Here is a 22,259-nt window from a genome sequence, read left to right as displayed (position 1 = left end):
TTGAATTTGTGAAGATTTGCGCCAGATCACGCTTAGACAAGTTGTTTTCAGTTTAGGGAATAATAATTGCTATGATCATCAAGTGTTGAAGCAGGCAAACTCTGCCTATTCTTTCAATCTATGAATGACCCACTAAGAGGCTATCTCGCTTATGACTCAATCTGTTTCAGCCACATCTTTGCAGCGCAATGCAATAAAATTTGTTAAAACCAACACTCAGGTTCCGCTCACCATTGCAGTTAAAGCCATCAACGAACAAGGCCAGGTCGTCGATAAATTTGTCGCCTGCGAACGACCATTAACCGTGTATTTAAATTGGCGCCCTATCGTAACCTTAATGACATTGGGGGCTAAACCAGAGTCACTCACTATTGGCTACTTAAAAAACCAGGGGTTTATTAGCGAGTTAAGTCTATTAGAGTCGGTTATCGTTGATTGGGAAGTCAGTTCTGCGGCGGTGATTACCCAAGAGGTTTCTGAAGATATTGAGCAGAAATTGTCTGAAAAAACGGTGACGTCAGGTTGTGGCCAAGGCACTGTTTACGGTGGATTTTTACAAGGCTTAGATGAGATTGATTTACCTACTCCATCACTCAAACAATCGACTATTTATGCCTTACTCGGCAATATCAATGCTTACAATGAAACCTATAAAAATGCCGGCGCTGTGCATGGTTGCGGAATATGCCAAGACGAACAAATTTTAGCATTTGTTGAAGATGTTGGCCGCCACAATGCCGTTGATACGTTGGCGGGAGATATGTGGTTAGATCAGCAATCGGGACACGATAAGATTTTCTACACCACAGGTAGATTAACGTCAGAAATGGTTATCAAAGTCGCTAAAATGGGCATACCTGTATTGTTGTCACGCAGTGGCGTTACCCAAATGGGCCTAGATTTGGCCATGCAGATGGGTATTACCTTAATAGCTCGTGCAAAAGGGCGACATTTTTTGGTATATCACGGCAGTGAAACAATTGAGTTTGATGCCACTAAAGATTAAGGACGTAATGTGGCCCATTGTTGGTGTATTGCTGGGGTTAAAAAACTCCACGCTAAAATACGGGTCGCTTTATTACCTTGTGTCATCTCGATAGTTTTTACTTCCACTGCATTAAGCTGTTTAAGTAATTGATAACAAGGTTTGAGATTGTCTGACTTTGACACGAGTGACGTAAACCATAGCACTTGGTTGGCATAGTCGCGGCTTTGCTTGATCATGTTGGCTAAAAATTGTTGCTCGCCTCCCTGGCACCATAACTCGGCTTTTTGACCGCCAAAATTAAGCGTAGGTTTAGCCTGACTAACCGCTAACTTACGCGATTGCTGACCATGTTTTTGTTGCTGGTTTTTGGCTAGATTTTTAACTTTTCGTAATGAACCTTCGGAAGCTTCAGCGAGTGAACTATGAAACGGTGGATTACACAAGGTGACATCAAACCGTTCATCTGCAGCGATGATATTCTTAAATATATGCTCCGGTTGCGGCTGTAATCTTAACTGTAAATGAGCCGTAATCTTCTCGTTTTGCTGAGCAATTTTAGCAACATTGTCGATAGAAACAGGATCAATATCCGACGCCACAAATTGCCAACCGTAGGTTTGAATACCCAGCAATGGATAAATGCCATTGGCACCAGTGCCGATATCTAACCCTCGAATACTTGCCCCTTTGACTACTTTGCCTTTAACCGCTAATAAATCAGCAATGTAATGCAAATAATCTACTCGTCCTGGTACTGGCGGGCATAAATATCCTTCAGGAATATCCCAACCATTAATGTGATATTCGCTCAGCAATAATGCTGCATTAAGGCTTTTTACTGCTTTAGGGTCAGCAAAATCAATAGAAGGATTACCATAAGGATTTGGACGCACAAAAGCGGCTAGCGCTGGCATAGCAATAATCAATGTAGCAAAGTCATAACCCTGTAGATGGGCATTACGCGGATGTAATGCTTTCGATAACAGAGGCTTATTGGGCTTTACTGAAACAGGATTAACCTTGGCCGCTGATCGGCTTGGTGAGCGCTTAGCACTACTATGCTTGGCTCGCATCGGAGGCGTTGTTGAGCGAGTCATTAATCGTATAAATATTTAGTAAATAATAAGTTCACCACAATAGAGCGACCGACTTCTTGCTCCATAAGGCGGTTGACCGTCTCATAGCATTCGCGGCGGATCTCTTCACGCCCTGATAAGGATTTAACCTTTTCTTCTGACTGATTACCCAAAATTTCAACAATGGCCGAGCGTAACAAAGGATCGTGATGTTCTAAGCTCATTAAATCGTTCGGATCTTTTACCATCAATTCGACACTGATTTTAACAAAGCCTAACTTTTTACGGTTAGAAATATAGTTAGTTACAATATCAGGCTCAAAACCGTAATAAGCATAATCTTCGACCGCTGGTTCATCTGCAGCATGGACATTAAATGCGAAACAACACAGCATAACTAACGTTGAAACCAATTTCTTCATAGTGAGAGACACCCTTTTAATGTGGAACGTTAATTAAATAAGCCATCGTGCCCACTCCCTAAGAGTGTTTGCTCATCTTTGACATGATAGACTACTGCCGTTGAGATATATTGTAACGAGTTTTAGATGAACGTGACCAGTATTAGCTTTCCTTATGGTGAATCAATTCATTGGTTTTCGCCACAAAAGATCGATTCATTGCCTCATAGCCAACTTAAAGAGTGGCTATTAGCAACCGGAAGTTTGACCCAACGCCTCAAGACACACTGCAAACACTTTGAAGTAAAAGTGTTAGGCGAGCATTTACTTGAGCCTCTGGCGGATGAATTTCCTGCTCAAACTAACCCCGTTTGGATCCGCGAAGTATTATTGTGTCTTGACGGTACCCCGTGGGTATTTGCCCGCACACTGATCCCACAAACGATTTTAGGCTCTCAAACCCCTAACTATCAAAATGCTGATGATAAACAGATTCGTGAGCAACAGAATGATTTTACTCGCCTTGGCACTCGGCCTTTAGGTGAATTACTGTTTAGTAGCCCAGACATTACTCCCGGCAATATTGAAGTCGCTCAGTTTGAAACCTGTGGCCGTTTAGCTGCCCTAGCCACCAGCTTAAATCAACAGGTTAATAGTAGTTTATGGGGACGTAGACGTTACTTTAACTTGCACGGTTCACAGCTAATTGTCAGCGAAATATTTCTGCCTGCTGCGGTCGAGTACATCAACCAAAGCATTTAATATTAATGCAAATCCGGTCTCGAAAATTTGACTCCGTAATCAAAACAAAAAACGCCCTTACGGGCGTTTCTGTTATTTAGGTACGTAACACTAAACCCGTTTGCGGTGATAACCTAATAGGCCTAGCATCAATACACTTAACCATCCCAAACTACCGCCGCTACTACCACTGTCTGTTGTGGTTGGTGTAGTCACAGCCACTATTGGCGTCGATACAGTGATTGCTTGATTTGCTGTCGACTCATTACCCTGAGAATCGGTGGTCTTTAAGGTAATGGTATAAGTGCCAGCGGCTGTATAGGTATGACTTGGACTTTGCGCCGTACTAGTACTGCTATCGCCAAAGTCCCATTGATAAGTCAAATTACCAAAACCTTGGCTGGAGGTGTTTGTCAGAGCCACAGTTAAGTTAGTCGGTAATAAAGTAAAAGCTGCTATTGGCAGAATAACCACTCGGACTACTTCGGTTGCTGTCACGGTATTACCCGCGCCATCGGTAACAATAACACTGACGTTATAATCACCCGATGTGGAATAAGTATAGCTAGGGGCAGTATCGGTACTGGTGGCATTATTCACGCCAAACGACCATGTATAAGTGTAATCAGCGCCGCCACTCACGACCACATTAAAACTAACATCTGCACCGGTTGCTTGTGCATTAATGTCGGCGACAAGTGTAACCGGTGGTAGCACGCTGCTGTCAGACAAAGCAAATTCAACAGTTGCAGTACTGCTGTCTGTTGCTTGCTCTGTGACTTGCATGGTTAGGCCTAACTCAGGCAATATCAGCCCGGCCTGTGGTTTTAGCGGCGCGCTGTAATCACGGTTGTCATCAAATAGTGGCTCGGCAGCTAAGTGGTTATCACCACTGTATGTACTTTGGGCAAATAAGCTAAATGCTGCATCGCGAATTTGCACATCAGTAGATTGACTGCCAATCAAATTTTGGTCTGCATCAACCACGCCAATTAACCCTTCCCCTGGATGATCAGAGACATTGTTATCGGTTTGATTAAAGTTTTCTAACCATAACAGCACACCGGATTCGTATTTGTCATAAACCAGCCCAGCATCTACACCTTGGTGGCTGCGTAATTGCACAATGTAACGTCTCGCTTTACCAGCAAGACTATCTTCAATACGGCTAAAACCAGATAGCGTTGCAACGCCGCTTGATTCAGCTCCATCGATATAAAATACCGTGCCTTGGTTAGTTAATTGAATATCATCAATCGCCATACCATAATCACCAACTGCTTCATCGGTTTTATAGACCACACTGATTTGCACATCACGACCGGCATATGCACTCAAATCAAAATTAAAATCCACCCAAGAATCGCTTCCATACGCGGTACTAATGTCGCTCGATTTACCGCTAATAGAGTGTTTTACCGTAGGGTAAATTGAATTTGTACTATTTGTGTAGCTACCTTCTATTGCAACGCTATCAACCAACACCTGCACATAATCATAATCGTCTTCTATATCCCAATGGGCTTGAAATGATAATGCTAATGGCGTATCTAATGGTAAGGTCACATCAAAAGACATGGCATTATTGATCATATTACCCTGACCTGAATAATACTGATATTGACCCGTTAATGGTGCTTTAAAAGCAACAGCCTCAGCTGGTAGCGCTATAGATAGCTGGTTTACGGCATCTGTATTGACGGCATGGTTAAGTTGCACAGCGGTACCGCTACTGGTTAAATCGGCAAGAGATATATGCTGCTCATTAACCCACTTACCTTTGTATTTTTGCTGTAAGAAAGATTTTGCATATGGGCTAAACCCACTTGGTTGAGCACCAGCAATACTACCGGTCCAGCTACCGCCAGACATCAATGACCAAGAACCTACAGGTGAACCATCACCACTATTAGTAGTGTCGTACTCATCGGGTAAGCCTAAATCATGACCAAACTCGTGGGTGCATACTCCTGCCGCAGCATCGATTGGCTGCACGGTGTAACCGAATATCTTAAGGGCCCGGCCAGGAATAACATAACCATTGGTATTTGAATCGACATAAAAACGATGCGACCAAATTGCATCCTCACCCAATACTCCACCACCAGCTTCTTCACCGATGCTTGAATGAAACAGCATCACGTGATCGATAATACCGTCAGCTTCATCATAATTACCGTCGCCATCGATATCGAAAGGGTCTTCAATATCATAGCTTTCAAGTTCAGTATCACTCATTCCGCTTACTGCTTTGGTGACAGCTTCTTTTACTAGCTCTGGGACGGCTTTATCGTTGTCATCGGAGTCGTTGCCACCATAATAAGCGGCATTATTGTCTGCGGTGACCCAGTCTTGTACTTGACCGGTAAAATAAAAACTATTGCCGGACACCGCCTGAAAATACTGATGTGCCGATTGTAGCGTTTGATTACTTGGGCCTGTAAAACCAGTCTCTGAAAATAGCAGTTGCTGATAATGTGATGTTGGGTAGCTGCTGTAATACATGTCCGTATCACCTACGTTAAGCTGGTTAGCATCATGAGGTAAATCAGGAAAGTCTACCAATACAGCTAACACCTTTACCGTTTTAGTAATATCTTGATCGGCTAAGACTTTGTTATTTGCTGCGGCATATTGAACATTTTTAGTATTTTTTTGCGCTGAGCGTTTAATGCGTAATTGTTCCGCTTTCACTTCTATGGCAGCAGGTTTAAAAGTGGTATTTCGGCCACGGCTTACAAAAGCATCTACTGCAGCTTGTTTTTCAGCTTCGCTGGCATCAACACTCACTTCGCCACGTTTAATTAACCAATACAACACTTGTTGTTCATTAATTAGCCCCGCATCAGCAGGAGTGCCTGTTTGTGGAGCAGCAACAGCAGCCATACCGCTACATGCAAGCAATAAGGATAAAACGGCTAACCCTTGATATTTAGTCAACTTACTCATTACGACTTACCTGTATTTGGTGTTGGTTTATGGCATTTTTCAAATGCTTTTTGGCGTTTAGTTATATAATCAGCAACAATTTTATCTATTTGTACTTGATCCATGTCAGCGGTGATGAGCCCTTTCTTGCGCAAATTTTCAGTTAATTTGGTGCGATCACGTAAAGGTGGCATCGCACTTGGACCACAATCTTTAATTAATGGTTTGGTTACCACTACAGTGGCTGCTTGTTCGTCTACCTTTGATGCTGCTGACTGATTTTGACACCCTTGCAAGGTCATAAAAACAAGCCCCAACATGACGATAATATATTTCATAATTCACCCCAAACAATAATTACATGACATTAACAGTTGCAACCACAGGGTTACAATTAAATTAGACATTCTTTAATGTAAATAAATCTATTCGATTAAAAATTAATACAAATGGCTATTAACCCAGCGCCCAAAAGCAGCAAGCCGACTCTGTTGAGTCGGCTTGCTGCAGTTACTTGGCACAATGTTTATCTATAACAATTTAGCTTAATTTACCGTGGAGTTGATATAATTTGATATTCCATCCAGTAACATTTGTACTGATATCATCACCAATACCATCCCCATTAGTCGCTCTACCGCTATTAAGCCTTTCTCACCAAGGATACGAGTAAACAACTTATAGAACATTAAAATAACGGCACTCATGCCCCATGCTGAGACCAACGCAATAGTCCAATCTGTCATGCGGCTGCTATCTGTGTGCGCCAACAGTATCAAGGCCGCTAAAATAGATGGACCAGCCATTAGCGGAATAGCCATCGGAACAATAAAAGGCTCTTCACCAGCAGCTAATCCAGCCACGCCACCCGGCGAAGGGAAGATCATTTTAATCGCGATTAAGAATAAGATAATGCCGCCCGCAATGCTAACGGATTCAGAACGTAAGTTCAGAAAATTAAGAATAGCTTCACCAGCATACAAAAACGACAACATGATAACCAACGCAAATAGCAGTTCGCGGATTAAGACTTTACGGCGCTTTTTGGGATCAATATGCCGCAATATGGAAGCGAATATAGGTAAATTACCCAGCGGATCCATAATCAAGAACAACATGACGGCTGCAGAAAAAATATCCATGGACAACAATCTTTTAATTAACAAAATATGGGCTACATTGTATACCCAACGCAGTAACATAAGCGATGAAAACAGCCAGTTTATTGATTATTACAAGGCGTTAGTTGTTAATAATAGTGAACAATGCCTCATCACAAATAGCCACATACGCTTGCCAAAGTGATGACCTGAGAAAGTTTTTTGGCTTTAACGTCAATGACTAGATCTGCATTCTCTATAAGTTATAAGTAAATTTTTCAGCTTGAGATATTCACACGCTACAATACTGGTTTAAAATGGTATACTGCGTTGTTTTTTTCGATTTATTTCTGGATAACATGCTCTATCTAATCGCTAGCTGTATTGCACTGCTGTTTGGGCCACTTTTTTATCGCTTCTTTTCATCAGGTAGCGGATTACAAAAAGGCCTAGATGGATTTATATTCGTCTCCCTTGGCGGATTGGTGCTCATTCATATTTTGCCAGAACTGTTGGAGCATGGTGGGTTTATCACGCTATTGTTTGTCATGCTTGGCGTTTGGGGCCCGACAGCCAGTGAAAAACTGTTTCATCGATATTCAGAAATCACCCACAACATCACCCTCACTCTCGGCATTGGCGGACTATTACTGCACACCATTACGGACGGTGGAGCGATGGTATTGGCACAACAAGAAGGCAATTCGACACTTCTAGCCTTAGGCGTGATCATGCACCGCCTACCTGTTGGTGTCGCCATTTGGTGGTTACTCAAACCTCAAGTCGGCACTCGATGGGCTAGCGCCGTTTTAGCTGCAATGATGGTATTAACCAGCGTCGGCTACTTTGCTGGCGAACATTTGTTAACTCAATTAAGTCTTGAAAACACGGTTTACTTGCAAGCCTTTGTTACCGGTTCCATTTTGCACGTTGTATTACATCAACCACATGGCCACCAACAAGAAGACAAGCAAGGTCAATATCAATACCAAGCAGGCATTGGCAGCCTATTAGGTTTAGGGTTATTAGCCCTGCTACTGCTGATGGATACTGGCGGCCATGAACACGCTCATAAAGACCATGGTTCAGAGCAATTCGTTAGTTGGTTACTGACTATTTCTCCGATCCTATTAGGCAGTTACTTTATCGCCACAGCGAGGTTTGCATCAGGATTACGACCATCTCATCCTTCCCTAGGATTACGTTGGTTACAGCGTTTAGCCGGACCTGAAGCATTGTTAATTACCTTATTACTATTGGGCCCTTGGTTTGCGCTTTACCAAATATTGGGGCTATTAGCTATTGGGGCACTAATGACACTGACAAAAGTTGATATAACAGATCCGCACCCAACACTATCAGAGTCACCTTGGCGCTTTGGCTTTAGCCAATTAGTCGACCGAAGTGCCCCCTGGATTATCCTTAGCTTAGTATTAGCAAACTTGATAGGTCATCCATCTGTTCCGCTTGAGAACCCCGCATTACAGGTATTTATTTTACTATTAGTCTTTTTGCCGATGCGTTTTTGTAATTTAGGCACGGTAATTTTGGCACTTGCCTTGGCTTACAGTGGTTGGAGCCAAATTGCTGTGGCATTTACTTTACTCGCAGCGCCGGTACTCAGCATCGGCCAGTTGAAGTTAATGAATTGGAAACAAGGACTCATGTTAGGCGGGATTTTACTGGTAGGATTAATGGTGGCAGATCAACTCACTCTGAGCTCATCATTAACATTACAGTTACCTGAATCGGTCAATATACTTGGTCTAGTAGCAATCGTTTTATTGTTTGGCGCCAGCTTATTGCGACTTGGACCTCGAAAGTTTTTAAGCCGTTTGATGATCAACTTAAAATCAGCACCACATAGCCATGACCACGGCCATCATTCAGACACCAAAGCTGCACATCATCACGAGTCAGCTGCGCCACATAAGCATCATCATTAATCATAATCGATTTATTAGGTTATGATGGCGGTGTCGATATTTTTAAGGGGCTGCCATGTGTATTTTATTTATTGCCGTTGAGGCGCATCCGGATTACCCCTTAATTGTCTGTGCTAATCGCGATGAATTTCATCACAGAGCAACCGAACCTGCCTACCGTTGGGCAACAACACCAATCATTATCGCTGGGCAAGATAAACAAGCCGGTGGTACTTGGTTAGGAATTAATGAACAGGGTCAATTTGCTGGGCTAACTAATATTCGAGCAATCGAACAGCAAGATGGCGTACGCAGTCGTGGAGAGTTAGTCGTTGACGCGCTAACCAAACAACACATCAATAGCCAATGGCTAACTGAACACTCGATTAACTACAATCCGTTTAATTTAGTCTTCGAACAGCACAATCAACTCCATTGCTTTAACAGTAAAACCTTAACGACTACTTTGCTTAAGCCTGGTTTTCATGCTGTGAGTAACGGTGCGCTGGATGATATATGGCCTAAAATGGCTAAAGGTCAGCAACAGCTACAAAGCTATATCAAACAAATGCAATCACCTTGCATAGACCAATTACTCAATATCATGCGCGATACTTCTCAACCCAAAGATCAAGATTTACCCCAAACAGGCATCAGTCTTGAGTGGGAGCGACGTCTATCATCTATTTTTATCGAACATGAAGAATACGGCACTCGTTCAACGAGTGTTGTGTTGAAACACCGCAGCGGTAAAGTACAACTTACTGAAGTGAGATACGATGGTAAGGCACGCAATTTAGGCTCTCAACGTTTTAACCTTGGCTAGAAGCCAGCCTTATCTAAATAATCGCCAAACACAAACTGTGACCTGCTGCACAGTCTAGTCATTATTTCATATCAGCTATCGCTAAACCTCACTAATCACCATAGGCAACATTCATTTTTACAACCTAGATCAAGGTTATTTGATCACGAACATTGCATACTTCGCCTGTTGCTAATTTACTCCCGGAGGACACGCCTTGAAGCAGCCCACTCAGATTAGTTGGGATCAGTCGATGATCGAAAAGTACAATTACAGCGGTCCCCGTTATACTTCTTACCCGACCGCACTAGAGTTTGACGATGCCTTTACTGAGCAAAACTTACTGACATCTATTAAAAACAGTAAGTCAGATAAACTGTCGCTATATGTGCATATTCCTTTTTGCGCCAAGCTTTGCTACTACTGTGGTTGTAATAAAATTATTACTCGCCACTCTCACAAAGCAGATCAATACATTGAATATCTGGCCACTGAGATTATTAAACGCGCCCCATTATTCAAAAATTATACCGTAACCCAAATGCATTGGGGTGGCGGTACACCGACATTTTTAAGCCCTGAACAAATTCTTAAACTGACCGCATTAATTAAACAACACTTTAATTTTGCTGATGTGGGTGAATACTCAATTGAAGTTGACCCGCGTGAGATAGAGCTCAGCATGTTAGACACCTTAAAAGAAGCTGGGTTTAACCGGGTATCTATTGGTGTTCAAGACTTTAATAAAGAAGTACAAATTGCCGTTAACCGTGAGCAAGACGAACAATTTATTTTCGACTTAATTGCCAGAGCTAAAGAACTCGGTTTTGTATCAACGAACGTTGATTTAATTTACGGTTTACCGCTGCAAACGCCAGAAACGTTTGCGAAAACTATTGCGCGCATTATTGAGCTATCGCCTGATCGTCTATCTGTCTTTAACTATGCACATTTACCATCGCGTTTTGCTGCACAACGTAAAATTAAAGAACATGATATGCCTGCTCCACAACAGAAATTAGATATGCTTCGCCAAACGATAGAATCGTTAACAGATGCGGGTTATCAATTTATTGGTATGGACCATTTTGCCAAACCCAATGATGAGTTGGCAAAGTTACAAAATGCCGGCAAATTACATCGTAACTTCCAAGGGTACACCACCCAAGAAGAATGTGACTTGCTTGGGTTAGGGGTATCATCTATCAGCCAAATTGGCGACTGCTATGCCCAAAATCAAAAAGATATTCGTCCATACTACGAATCTATTGATGCTAATGGTCATGCATTATGGAAAGGCTGTAGCTTAAATCACGATGATGAAATTCGTCGCGCGGTCATTAAACAGATTATCTGTCATTTTGATTTAGACATGGACAAAATTGAACAAAAGTTTGCCATTAACTTTGATGAATATTTTGCTGAAGATCTTAAACTATTGCAAACATTCATAAATGATAAATTGGTTGATATCACTGATCGAAAGTTAACAGTAAGCCAGACCGGTCGTCTACTTATTCGTAATATCTGCATGTGTTTTGATGTATATTATCGTCAGAAAGCCCGTCAGCAGCAGTTTTCAAGAGTTATTTAACTCACTATTTATGTAAAGTAGAATACAAAAATAGCCAGCATTTGCTGGCTATTTTTTTACTTACATTCGCTATTTACTTCGCTTTTTTAGCGTATAACGCTTTGCGGTCACTGTCAGACATAAAGGCCATTTCCACGCCATTACGTTGCAATGTCGCCAGTTGACTATCACTGAAACCCATTTCAGATTTAACCACACGATATTCATGAGCGATATCAATTGCACTCACACCTGGGTCATCGGTATTAAGGCCAATCAATACACCGGCATCCATAAATTTACGCAGTGGATGAACATCATAATCTTTAACGGTTGACGTATGTAAGTTGCTGGTTGGACATGATTCAATTCCAATACGGTGCTTGGCCAAATACTCCATCAACTTCGGATCATGAATCGCATTCACACCATGCCCAATACGGGTAGCACCTAGTATGTTGATTGCTTGCCACATACTTTCAGCACCCGCAGCTTCACCAGCATGAGCGGTAACTTGTAACCCTGCATCTCGAACACGCTTAAAGTGCTCTGTAAATAAGTCGCCAGGAAAACCGAGTTCGTCTCCGGCTAAATCCATCGCCACAATGCTATCACGATGAGCAAGTATGCCTTCAAGTTCTAAGCGGCATTTCTCTTGTCCAAAAGAACGCGACATAATACCAATAAGGTTAACGCTAATATCATGCTCTTTTACACCAGCACGAACACCATCAATAACAGCTTCAACGACACCTTCAATGGGCAAATTATGATTCATCGCCATGTAATAAGGGCTGAAACGCAATTCAGCGTAATCTAACCCTTGCGATGCTGCATCGATAACATTTTCATAAGCAACACGCTTTACAGCATCTAGATCAGCTAATACAGCGACCATCCAATCTAGTTTCTTCAAAAAATCGACTAGGTTGTTCTCTTTCCCTTGGATTTGCACAAATGGCGCAAGTTCTTCTAGCGAATTAGCGGGTAACTGAATACCGTGTTGGTGGCCTAATTCCCAAATGGTTTTTACATTAACATTACCGTCTAAATGTCGATGCAAATCAACCAGCGGAATGGTTTTATCTATCATAATTAACCCCTATAAACTTACCCTGCCATTAGTTTGGTTTTGTCGGTCAGAGAATGATGTTCAGTTTAACATGTATTCATACAAATTCTGATGGCCAATGTTTTTTTCTGGAATCTACCACACTAAAAAGCAAACACTAATTTGGAATGTGTTTTTTATACTTAAATCGGGCATACTCTAAAGCTAACAAACAGATTAAACCATAAAGGACTATTGATGCGCTTGCGGATCCTACCGGCACTGATAATGTTAAGTTTATTGGGTTGTAATAGTCATTCAACCACGACACAGATTGCGCCTCAAGTCACTCACCAACAAACGCAGATAGATAACGATCTACAAGCGATTATAGACCAGAGTTGGGCGGTTAATTTAGCTTTCTCACCGGAGTTAGCCGCCAGTTTAGGAGATGCATCAGTAGCCGCAAAGCTTGATGATTTATCTGCAGAAACATTAGCAGAAAAGAACCAACAGACGCTCCAAATTCTCCATACACTTAAGCAGCTTGACCGGAAAAACTTATCCAAATCAGATGTCATCAATGCTAAGATTTTACAAGACCAGCTACAAAACGAAGTCGACATGTATCGATTTCATGACCACTATTTACCCATAACAGCTGAAAGTGGTTTTCATGCTTATATTGCGTCTATTGCTAAAGCTCGCTTCAATAGTATTGAAGATTATCAGCACTATTTAGCTAAACTTAAGCAATTACCACGTTATTTCGCGCAACAAACATATTGGCTCAAACAAGGTTTAGCCAGCGGTATTACTCCGGCAAAAATCACCCTTAATGGATTCGAAGACAGTATTAGCGCATTTATTGTTCCAGTTGAGAGCAGCGGCTACTTTACTCCGTTTACCCATTATCCTGATCATTTTAGCGCAACAGAAAAAAATACGCTGACCCAACAAGGCAGAACAACCGTAGAACAAATCGTGCTTCCTCTGTACCAACAGTTTTATAATTTCATGACTGAGGAATATATTCCCAACGCAAGAATAGACATCGCGGCTTCGGCTTTACCAGATGGCGCGGCGTTTTATCAAAACAGAGTTGAGTATTACACCACGCTGCCAATGACAGCTGAACAAGTCCATCAACTTGGATTGCAAGAAGTTGCTCGTATAAGATCAGAAATGGAACAGGTGATTAAAGATGTTGGCTTTAAAGGCAGTTTTGCTGATTTTTTAATGTTTTTACGCACGGATCCAAAGTTTTACCCTAAAACCGCTGATGAGTTACTTAAAGAAGCAGCATTTATTGCCAAAAAAGCAGATGCCATGTTGCCTAAGTATTTCGGCAAATTACCGCGCACACCTTATGGTATTGCACCGGTACCTGCTGAAATTGCGCCTAAATACACTACAGGGCGCTACTCGGGTTCAAACCGTGACGACGAGCCTGGCTATTATTGGGTTAACACCTACGCCTTAGATAAGCGACCGCTATACGAGCTTGAAGCCTTAACCCTACATGAAGCAGTGCCAGGGCACCATTTACAGATATCACTCAATAAAGAACTCACTGACTTACCCAATTTTAGACGCTACAGTTATATCTCTGCATTTGGTGAAGGCTGGGGCTTATACTCAGAATATTTAGGCTTAGAAGCCGGCTTTTATCAAGATCCATACAGTAACTTTGGCCGCTTAACCTACGAAATGTGGCGTGCGGCTCGTTTAGTCGTCGATACGGGCATGCATGCAAAAGGTTGGAGCCGCCAACAAGCGATAGATTTTATGGCAAGTAACACAGCACTTTCAATGCACAACGTTACTACTGAAATAGATCGCTATATTTCTTGGCCAGGCCAAGCGTTATCGTACAAAATTGGTGAATTAACCATAAAACGGTTACGCGCTAAGGCTGAAAAATCATTAGGGAAAGACTTTGATATTCGGAAGTTTCATGATGCCATTTTAGAAAATGGTTCTATTCCAATGTCGGTGCTAGAACAAATGGTCGATGAGTTTATAGCTCGCCAAAAGGCGACAATAAAACAAGCAAGTACCGGATAATCAGATAGATAAATACGTCAAATTCACCATACTTTAGATATAAACAAGCTGGCTTAATAACTATGCATTACATGAAATTTTCATCTGAATTAAAGCTCGATACTAGTGAGCAAAGACACTTTTGGCAACAAGTACACCAATCGAGTTTTTGTACTGATGACGGTATAAATATTGCCTATGCGATGATCCAACATCCTAATAGTCAACGAGCAATAGTGATCAGCAATGGCAGAGTAGAATCTTATATAAAATATCAAGAATTGATGTTTGATTTATATCAACAAGGATTTAGCGTTTACGCTTTAGATCATCGAGGACAAGGATTATCAGACCGGCTCACACATAATCCGCATCAAGGTTATGTTGCTAGCTTTACTGATTATACCGAAGACTTAACTCAATTTATTAATCAGATAGTTAGCCAACAACAGCATGATGAGCTATTTATCATCGCTCACTCAATGGGATGCACCATTGCCAGCGATTATATTAATCAACACCCAAATACATTTACTGCAGCCGTATTCTCAGCGCCCATGTTTGGTATTCGATTACCGTTTACAAAACCTATCATTCGTTGGCTAGCACAAAAGCTCGATAATAATCGTCTGGAAGCAAATAAAGTACACAGCACATTTGTAATAGGGGGAACCCATTACAAACCCGACAGCTTTAAACGCAACCGACTGACTCATAGCCAAAAACGTTATAAGCACTATCGCAACATCTTCGAAGAAACCACTAAAGCACAGTTAGGCTCACCGACTAACCATTGGTTACTAGAGGCAATGGATGCAGCGGAGAAATGCATCGACTACGCTAAACACAGCCAAACTCCGATACTAATTTTGCAAGCTGAAAAAGACACGATTGTCTGTAATGAGGCGCAAAACCAAGCACTAAGCACTCATTGTCATAAAGTGATCATTGAAGGCGCATATCACGAAGTATTCATCGAGAAAGATACTATGCGTAATATCGCCCTGTCTCATACCATTGACTTTATGGCACAACACTCAAAGATAGCTGTGTCTTAATTAATTGAATAATGTCGTCATGAGCTAGTGGTCGACTGATAATATAGCCTTGAAACCAAGTACATTTTGCATGGGTCAGTAAATTAAGTTGCTGCTTATTCTCAACTTGTTTAGCCACTACAGGAAAGTTTAACTTAGTAGCAAACTCAACAATGGCATTCACAATGTTAAAGGTTTCAGGGTTATATTCTATATCTTCAATATAGACAGCAGCTAGCTTCACTTGTGAAAAACGAATACCTTGTAATAAATGGACTGCGCAAGATCCCCCACCAAAATTATCCATCGCAATGTTCACACCGAATCGTTGGAACTCAGCAATTTTGTTTCTGGCAACATTAGCATTGACCACGAATACATCTTCAGATAACTCGAACTGAAACAATGTAGCTGAGACATGTGCTGCATTGATTCGATTCATTACTACGTTTACGAAGTGATCTTGATGAAAGTGACGAGAAGATACATTTAATGACATTAAAGGCACTGTCGCGTTTGCCTGTTGAAGTGTTTGAATAAGTTCACAGACTTGATCTAATGCCCACAGCTCTAATTCAAAAATACAGTCAGACAGTTCAGCTGACGCAATAAACTTACGTGGATTAATATATCCGTACTGCGGGTGATACCAACGCATTAGTACTTCAATGCTATTGAGCTGCCCAGCCTGATCAACAACGGGTTGATAAACCAATGACATCTGCTTGTTCTGGATAGCCAGTTTCAGCTCGTTTTGTAATTTGAATGGTTGAACTTGATTTTGATCTAATTCAGGTTGGTAAATGGCACAACCATTAGAGCGACTATCTTTTGCTTGCTCCATAGCGCTATCTGCACGAGCCAACAGTACTTGAGGTTCTAATGACTCAATACCATCAAAAACAACTAACCCAATCCGAGCTGAAATTGATAAATTTTGCTCTGAAATGGTGTAACCGCGGCCAATTAACTGCCTCACTTCACTAGCCAGTGCTAATGCACGTTTACTTGGTTGATCAATTTCATTGCCAAAATTTTTGGCTAGAATAACGAACTCATCTGCTCCAAGGCGAGCAACCAAACCAGCACTAGAGAATGTACCAGATAAGCGGGCTGCTATCTGCATTAATAATCTATCGCCAAGTTGGTGACCCAAAGCATCATTAATTAATTTAAAATTATCTAAATTGATCATAAGAAGCGCAGAAAACTGACCAGTCTTGCGACTAAGAACCTGTAAATCATAAAGCTGATCGGCTAATACATCACGATTTATTAAATCCGTGAGGCCACTATGTCCCTGCTTATCAGGAGTAATTTGTTGGCTTTTAACATCACCAGAAACATCTGTTATGGTGCCAATAATTCGTAATGGACGCCCAAGTTCATCCCACTCAACTATTTTTCCACGATCCAAAATCCAAATATAACGACCGTCTTTATGACGTAAACGATGCACGCTTTCATAATATTCATGCTGGTTATTAATGTAATTCTGTAAGGTATTTAATACCTGCGCCTTATCATCTCGATGTAAACGAGACTCCCAGACAGAATAGTCATTATCTAGCTCATAAGGTTGGTAGCCTAAGATATCTTTCCATCGATCAGAAACAAACACATCGCCAGTAGCAATACACCAATCCCAAATACCATTACGAGCGCCCTCAACTGCAAAAAGCCAACGTTGCTCTGCATCATTTAGACGTTTTTTACTGCGGGATAACCGACCATTAACCTGATTCAAATAGTCGCGTAAGTTAACCAGTTCGGTCGATGTGCACACAATATCAGTATTGAAATCTGGAGAATCGAGATTTTTAGCGGCTTGGCTTAATTGAGTTAACGGTCTTATCAGTAAATAATGCAACATGACACAGAATAACGACAACAATAAAGCGCCAATTCCCCATATCTCGATAAAGCGCTTTAACAGACTATCAACCGCTTCTGATAAGACATTGGCAATGTCATATTCTAAATAAATTAGCTCTACAGAATTCGAGTAGCTGTAACGAGAATTTGCATTAAGGGGATAGTAAGCCTGAATTGATAAACGATCGAAATTCACCTTTAAAAAAGGTTTATTATTGGTGATAACCGTTCTATGTAAATCAGCCGAATAGCCCTCTAACACATTAGTAGCATTACTTTCTCGCCAAATAATATGATTGGCAAATTGAATTTCACTACCCGAATCAAGTATTACATACACCATCATGTTTTGGTCTGTTGAGACTAAAGCAACCTCTTGCTCTATTCGTTCTAAATCTTGCGTCAACAGAGATGATTCCACAACATGACGCATTCTAAATAAATCTTTCTGTATTTGTTCTGACTGTCTTAATGCAAGTTGTTCATTTAGCTCTGCATGCTCATAGAAATACTCCCCACATACCAAGCCAAGGTAAAGGATAAAAATACATGCAGGAACAAGCAAAGACAGAGAAAGTTTCGGCAACCGAGGCAAAATAAACCCATCCAATTAAATATATGAAGATATGCTAGCGGTAATCTTATCAATAAGTAAAGTACTAGTTATGAATCCTAATAGCATATCCGACATAAAAACTTTTATTTATTAAACACTTTAAATAGATCTACACACTCTAACTTGTTTAACGGGCAAGTGTTATTTTATTTACACAGATGCAGTATGGCACACGAAACAAAATCATTTGCATATTACCGATAAGATTAAAATCGTCGGAATATACAGCACAGAAAGTATCTTACGTTAACATTGGACTACATCAATTTCATAAACAGGAATTGGGTATCCAGAATGCCTATTTGTTATCAAAAGCATAATGTAGAATCATATATTGATAACTCAGAATGTAAAATGGATGACATCTTGCACCAGGTATTACATTATCTCCATGTAATAGCAGTAATGCTCTGATGAAAAAGGTTAGCATCTTGTTCACTTTTATAAATGTTACTTAAGGCCTGTATATCATCAGAAGTAAAAAAACACTAATCATCAAGGCCGTGTTGCGCCCCTTTCAATTTCATTAAGCTTCTGGAAATGACCTATTCTTTATAATCTCCCCGAGAGGAGTGTACGCATGGGCATATCGTCCACACAAGCATTATGCTCATATTAACCAAACCGTAATTTCAACAAATGACAGACGTAAAAAAGCCCGCTACATGATAGCGGGCTGTTTCACGACTCTTTCAAGTCAATTAGGCGCCTGGAAATGACCTACTCTCGCATGGGGAGACCCCACACTACCATCGGCGATACTGTGTTTCACTTCTGAGTTCGGAATGGGATCAGGTGGTGCCACAGCTCTATGGTTTCCAGACAAATTTGTTTATCTAACGCACTAATTCTTCATTAGGCATTAAATAATAATTCGGAAAGCTGATTGCTTTTACTCTTATCAAGAGTCTTGAGTTCGCACTGTTTAAGCGCCTCATTCTAACACTAAGGTCAGTAAAACCCATCTGGGTTGTATGGTTAAGCCTCACGGGTCATTAGTACAAGTTAGCTCAACGCCTCACAACGCTTACACACCTTGCCTATCAACGTAGTAGTCTCCTACGGCCCTTTAGAGAGCTTAAAGCTCTAGGGATGACTCATCTTAGGGCTCGCTTCCCGCTTAGATGCTTTCAGCGGTTATCGATTCCGAACGTAGCTACCGGGCAATGCCATTGGCATGACAACCCGAACACCAGCGGTTCGTCCACTCCGGTCCTCTCGTACTAGGAGCAGCTCCCTTCAATCATCCAACGCCCACGGCAGATAGGGACCGAACTGTCTCACGACGTTCTGAACCCAGCTCGCGTACCACTTTAAATGGCGAACAGCCATACCCTTGGGACCGACTTCAGCCCCAGGATGTGATGAGCCGACATCGAGGTGCCAAACACCGCCGTCGATATGAACTCTTGGGCGGTATCAGCCTGTTATCCCCGGAGTACCTTTTATCCGTTGAGCGATGGCCCTTCCATTCAGAACCACCGGATCACTATGACCTACTTTCGTACCTGCTCGACGTGTATGTCTCGCAGTTAAGCTGGCTTATGCCATTGCACTAACCGTACGATGTCCGACCGTACTTAGCCAACCTTCGTGCTCCTCCGTTACTCTTTGGGAGGAGACCGCCCCAGTCAAACTACCCACCAGGCACTGTCCTCAACCCCGATAAGGGGCCAGAGTTAGAACATCAAAACTACAAGGGTGGTATTTCAAGATTGACTCCACTCAGACTAGCGTCCAAGCTTCAAAGTCTCCCACCTATCCTACACATGTAGGTTCAATGTTCAGTGCCAAGCTATAGTAAAGGTTCACGGGGTCTTTCCGTCTAGCCGCGGGTATACGGCATCTTCACCGCAATTTCAACTTCACTGAGTCTCGGCTGGAGACAGCGTGGCCATCATTACGCCATTCGTGCAGGTCGGAACTTACCCGACAAGGAATTTCGCTACCTTAGGACCGTTATAGTTACGGCCGCCGTTTACCGGGGCTTCGATCATGAGCTTCTCCGAAGATAACCCAATCAATTAACCTTCCGGCACCGGGCAGGCGTCACACCGTATACGTCATCTTGCGATTTTGCACAGTGCTGTGTTTTTGATAAACAGTTGCAGCCACCTGGTATCTGCGACTGCCGTCAGCTTAGGGAGCAAGTCCCATCACCAACAGCAGCGTACCTTCTCCCGAAGTTACGGTACCATTTTGCCTAGTTCCTTCAGCCGAGTTCTCTCAAGCGCCTTGGTATTCTCTACCCGACCACCTGTGTCGGTTTGGGGTACGATTCCCACTAACCTGAAGCTTAGAAGATTTTCCTGGAAGCATGGCATCAACTACTTCATCACCGTAGTGACTCGTCATCAGCTCTCAGCCTGTACATTAAAGTACGATTTCCCGGATTTGCCTAAGAAATCAACCTACCACCTTAAACGCGGACTACCAACGCCGCGCTAGCCTAGCCTTCTCCGTCTCTCCATCGCAGTTAGCGGAAGTACAGAAATATTAATCTGTTTCCCATCGATTACGCCTTTCGGCCTCACCTTAGGGGTCGACTCACCCTGCCCCGATTAACGTTGGACAGGAACCCTTGGTCTTCCGGCGAGGGAGTTTTTCACTCCCTTTATCGTTACTCATGTCAGCATTCGCACTTCTGATACGTCCAGTGTGGGTTACCCCTTCACCTTCAACCGCTTACAGAACGCTCCTCTACCGCGCACTTCTAATGAAATGCACCCGTAGCTTCGGTGGTATGTTTAGCCCCGTTAAATCTTCCGCGCAGGCCGACTCGACTAGTGAGCTATTACGCTTTCTTTAAATGATGGCTGCTTCTAAGCCAACATCCTAGCTGTCTAAGCCTTCCCACATCGTTTCCCACTTAACATACACTTTGGGACCTTAGCTGACGGTCTGGGTTGTTTCCCTTTTGACAACGGACGTTAGCACCCGCTGTCTGTCTCCCGAGTAGTACTCATTGGTATTCGGAGTTTGCAAAGGGTTGGTAAGTCGGGATGACCCCCTAGCCTTAACAGTGCTCTACCCCCAATGGTATTCGCTCGAGGCGCTACCTAAATAGCTTTCGAGGAGAACCAGATATCTCCGAGTTTGATTGGCCTTTCACCCCCAGCCACAAGTCATCCGCTCATTTTTCAACATAAGTCGGTTCGGTCCTCCAGTTGATGTTACTCAACCTTCAACCTGCCCATGGCTAGATCACTCGGTTTCGGGTCTACACCTTGCAACTAAACGCGCAGTTAACACTCGGTTTCCCTACGGCTCCGCTATTCGCTTAACCTCGCTACAAAATGTAAGTCGCTGACCCATTATACAAAAGGTACGCAGTCACGGTCTCAAGAACCGCTCCCACTGCTTGTACGTATACGGTTTCAGGTTCTATTTCACTCCCCTCACAGGGGTTCTTTTCGCCTTTCCCTCACGGTACTGGTTCACTATCGGTCAGTCAGGAGTATTTAGCCTTGGAGGATGGTCCCCCCATATTCAAACAGGATGTCACGTGTCCCGCCTTACTCGTTTTCATCTATGGTTAGTTTTCATGTACGGGGCTATCACCCTGTGCCGCTGTGCTTTCCAACACATTCCACTAACACCCCATAGACTTAAGGGCTAATCCCCGTTCGCTCGCCGCTACTAGGGGAATCTCGGTTGATTTCTTTTCCTCCGGGTACTTAGATGTTTCAGTTCCCCGGGTTTGCCTCACAACACTATGTATTCATGTTGTGATACATGCTTATGCATGTGGGTTTCCCCATTCGGATATCGTTAGCTCAAATGCTTATTACTAGCTCGCCAACGCTTTTCGCAAGTTATTACGTCCTTCATCGCCTCTGACTGCCAAGGCATCCACCGTATACGCTTGGTCACTTAACCATACAACCCAAATGAGTTTCACACCCTTGAATTAACAAGAGAAGAGCTCTGGGTCATATCATGACCAGCTGGTTTTTACTTGTCTCACCTCCAGGGTAGGAAGTGGACTCGCCTTAGTTTTTTAGAATATTCAAGACACTTAAACAGTGTTTTGAGAACTCAAGTGTTAATGCTTTCGCATTAACGTTTTTCGCACTAACGTGATCACACAAACGACA

The 22,259-nt window shown here is 42.4% G+C and carries 14 protein-coding genes and 2 rRNA genes; 7 read left to right on the top strand and 9 right to left on the bottom strand.

The genetic code is table 11. From position 1 onward, the window contains the following. The first annotated feature begins 151 nt into the window (after nucleotides 1-151). Nucleotides 152-1,006 carry a formate dehydrogenase accessory sulfurtransferase FdhD gene (locus SFRI_RS00270; RefSeq protein WP_011635543.1) on the top strand — a complete coding sequence of 285 codons (855 nt, stop codon included), beginning with the start codon at nucleotides 152-154 and terminating at the stop codon, nucleotides 1,004-1,006. Here SFRI_RS00270 and rlmF read toward each other — a convergent pair. Further along, a complete protein-coding gene (gene rlmF, locus SFRI_RS00265; RefSeq protein ID WP_011635542.1) occupies nucleotides 1,003-2,085 on the bottom strand; it encodes a 23S rRNA (adenine(1618)-N(6))-methyltransferase RlmF in 1,083 nt (360 codons plus the stop codon). The genes SFRI_RS00270 and rlmF overlap by 4 nt on opposite strands. Then, nucleotides 2,085-2,486, bottom strand: coding sequence for a flagellar basal body-associated protein FliL (locus SFRI_RS00260; RefSeq protein WP_011635541.1), 402 nt, complete (start codon nucleotides 2,484-2,486; stop codon nucleotides 2,085-2,087). The genes rlmF and SFRI_RS00260 overlap by 1 nt, the downstream gene beginning before the upstream one ends. Nucleotides 2,487-2,612: 126 nt before the next feature. On the opposite strand from SFRI_RS00260, the gene SFRI_RS00255 reads away from it, so the two are divergent. Continuing rightward, a complete protein-coding gene (locus SFRI_RS00255) occupies nucleotides 2,613-3,227 on the top strand; it encodes a chorismate--pyruvate lyase family protein (protein WP_011635540.1) in 615 nt (204 codons plus the stop codon). Nucleotides 3,228-3,317: 90 nt separating this feature from the next. Here the strand turns inward: SFRI_RS00255 and SFRI_RS00250 are convergent, their stop codons facing one another. The 3 genes from SFRI_RS00250 to SFRI_RS00240 form a co-directional block, all read right to left on the bottom strand. After that, the gene (locus SFRI_RS00250; RefSeq protein ID WP_011635539.1) at nucleotides 3,318-6,155 is read right to left on the bottom strand and encodes an immune inhibitor A domain-containing protein; all 2,838 of its coding nucleotides are present in this window, start codon (nucleotides 6,153-6,155) and stop codon (nucleotides 3,318-3,320) included. Continuing rightward, nucleotides 6,155-6,472: a hypothetical protein gene (locus SFRI_RS00245; RefSeq protein WP_011635538.1), complete on the bottom strand. Its 318-nt coding sequence runs from the start codon at nucleotides 6,470-6,472 to the stop codon at nucleotides 6,155-6,157. The genes SFRI_RS00250 and SFRI_RS00245 overlap by 1 nt, the downstream gene beginning before the upstream one ends. 207 nt (nucleotides 6,473-6,679) lie before the next feature. After that, nucleotides 6,680-7,276 carry a YhgN family NAAT transporter gene (locus tag SFRI_RS00240; protein WP_041412685.1) on the bottom strand — a complete coding sequence of 199 codons (597 nt, stop codon included), beginning with the start codon at nucleotides 7,274-7,276 and terminating at the stop codon, nucleotides 6,680-6,682. A 317-nt stretch (nucleotides 7,277-7,593) separates the two neighbouring features. On the opposite strand from SFRI_RS00240, the gene SFRI_RS00235 reads away from it, so the two are divergent. The 3 genes from SFRI_RS00235 to hemN all read left to right on the top strand — a co-directional run bounded on the left by SFRI_RS00235 (nucleotide 7,594) and on the right by hemN (nucleotide 11,558). Next, complete coding sequence (locus SFRI_RS00235) at nucleotides 7,594-9,180, top strand: ZIP family metal transporter (protein WP_049763499.1); 1,587 nt, start codon at nucleotides 7,594-7,596, stop codon at nucleotides 9,178-9,180. A gap of 55 nt (nucleotides 9,181-9,235) precedes the next feature. Beyond that, nucleotides 9,236-9,985: an NRDE family protein gene (locus SFRI_RS00230; RefSeq protein ID WP_011635535.1), complete on the top strand. Its 750-nt coding sequence runs from the start codon at nucleotides 9,236-9,238 to the stop codon at nucleotides 9,983-9,985. Nucleotides 9,986-10,181: 196 nt separating this feature from the next. After that, complete coding sequence (gene hemN / locus SFRI_RS00225; protein ID WP_081430110.1) at nucleotides 10,182-11,558, top strand: oxygen-independent coproporphyrinogen III oxidase; 1,377 nt, start codon at nucleotides 10,182-10,184, stop codon at nucleotides 11,556-11,558. A 73-nt stretch (nucleotides 11,559-11,631) separates the two neighbouring features. On the opposite strand, the gene add is transcribed toward hemN, so the two are convergent. Further along, nucleotides 11,632-12,630 (bottom strand): adenosine deaminase, encoded by a 999-nt coding sequence (gene add / locus SFRI_RS00220; RefSeq protein WP_011635533.1) that lies wholly within the window; start codon nucleotides 12,628-12,630, stop codon nucleotides 11,632-11,634. Nucleotides 12,631-12,846: 216 nt separating this feature from the next. Here add and SFRI_RS00215 point away from each other — a divergent pair, with 216 nt between their 5' ends. Both SFRI_RS00215 and SFRI_RS00210 read left to right on the top strand, forming a co-directional pair. Further along, on the top strand, nucleotides 12,847-14,655 hold the full coding sequence (locus tag SFRI_RS00215; RefSeq protein WP_011635532.1) for a DUF885 domain-containing protein: 1,809 nt from the start codon (nucleotides 12,847-12,849) through the stop codon (nucleotides 14,653-14,655). A 62-nt stretch (nucleotides 14,656-14,717) separates the two neighbouring features. Then, nucleotides 14,718-15,692, top strand: a complete 975-nt coding sequence (locus SFRI_RS00210) for an alpha/beta fold hydrolase (RefSeq protein WP_011635531.1) — start codon at nucleotides 14,718-14,720, stop codon at nucleotides 15,690-15,692. Here SFRI_RS00210 and SFRI_RS00205 read toward each other — a convergent pair. The 3 genes from SFRI_RS00205 to SFRI_RS00195 all read right to left on the bottom strand — a co-directional run bounded on the left by SFRI_RS00205 (nucleotide 15,658) and on the right by SFRI_RS00195 (nucleotide 22,041). Continuing rightward, nucleotides 15,658-18,141: a putative bifunctional diguanylate cyclase/phosphodiesterase gene (locus SFRI_RS00205; RefSeq protein ID WP_011635530.1), complete on the bottom strand. Its 2,484-nt coding sequence runs from the start codon at nucleotides 18,139-18,141 to the stop codon at nucleotides 15,658-15,660. The two genes, SFRI_RS00210 and SFRI_RS00205, sit on opposite strands and share 35 nt — an antisense overlap. A gap of 728 nt (nucleotides 18,142-18,869) precedes the next feature. Then, a 5S ribosomal RNA gene (rrf, locus tag SFRI_RS00200) occupies nucleotides 18,870-18,985 on the bottom strand. Between the two features lie 151 nt (nucleotides 18,986-19,136). Next, a 23S ribosomal RNA gene (locus SFRI_RS00195) occupies nucleotides 19,137-22,041 on the bottom strand. Between the last annotated feature and the right edge of the window lie 218 nt (nucleotides 22,042-22,259).

This window comes from Shewanella frigidimarina NCIMB 400, assembly GCF_000014705.1.
GTDB lineage: Bacteria > Pseudomonadota > Gammaproteobacteria > Enterobacterales > Shewanellaceae > Shewanella > Shewanella frigidimarina.
Note: the sequence above shows the minus strand (reverse complement) of the source record. Positions and strands in the feature narration are given on the sequence as shown.

Coding starts and splice junctions, on each gene's coding strand:
- SFRI_RS00270 (WP_011635543.1), top strand. CDS start 152: ATGACTCAATCTGTTTCAGCCACATCTTTGCAGCGCAATGCAATAAAA.
- SFRI_RS00230 (WP_011635535.1), top strand. CDS start 9,236: ATGTGTATTTTATTTATTGCCGTTGAGGCGCATCCGGATTACCCCTTA.
- SFRI_RS00250 (WP_011635539.1), bottom strand. CDS start 6,155: ATGAGTAAGTTGACTAAATATCAAGGGTTAGCCGTTTTATCCTTATTG.
- SFRI_RS00235 (WP_049763499.1), top strand. CDS start 7,594: ATGCTCTATCTAATCGCTAGCTGTATTGCACTGCTGTTTGGGCCACTT.
- SFRI_RS00255 (WP_011635540.1), top strand. CDS start 2,613: ATGAACGTGACCAGTATTAGCTTTCCTTATGGTGAATCAATTCATTGG.
- SFRI_RS00210 (WP_011635531.1), top strand. CDS start 14,718: ATGCATTACATGAAATTTTCATCTGAATTAAAGCTCGATACTAGTGAG.
- rlmF (WP_011635542.1), bottom strand. CDS start 2,085: ATGACTCGCTCAACAACGCCTCCGATGCGAGCCAAGCATAGTAGTGCT.
- SFRI_RS00215 (WP_011635532.1), top strand. CDS start 12,847: ATGCGCTTGCGGATCCTACCGGCACTGATAATGTTAAGTTTATTGGGT.
- SFRI_RS00260 (WP_011635541.1), bottom strand. CDS start 2,486: ATGAAGAAATTGGTTTCAACGTTAGTTATGCTGTGTTGTTTCGCATTT.
- SFRI_RS00245 (WP_011635538.1), bottom strand. CDS start 6,472: ATGAAATATATTATCGTCATGTTGGGGCTTGTTTTTATGACCTTGCAA.
- add (WP_011635533.1), bottom strand. CDS start 12,630: ATGATAGATAAAACCATTCCGCTGGTTGATTTGCATCGACATTTAGAC.
- SFRI_RS00240 (WP_041412685.1), bottom strand. CDS start 7,276: ATGGATATTTTTTCTGCAGCCGTCATGTTGTTCTTGATTATGGATCCG.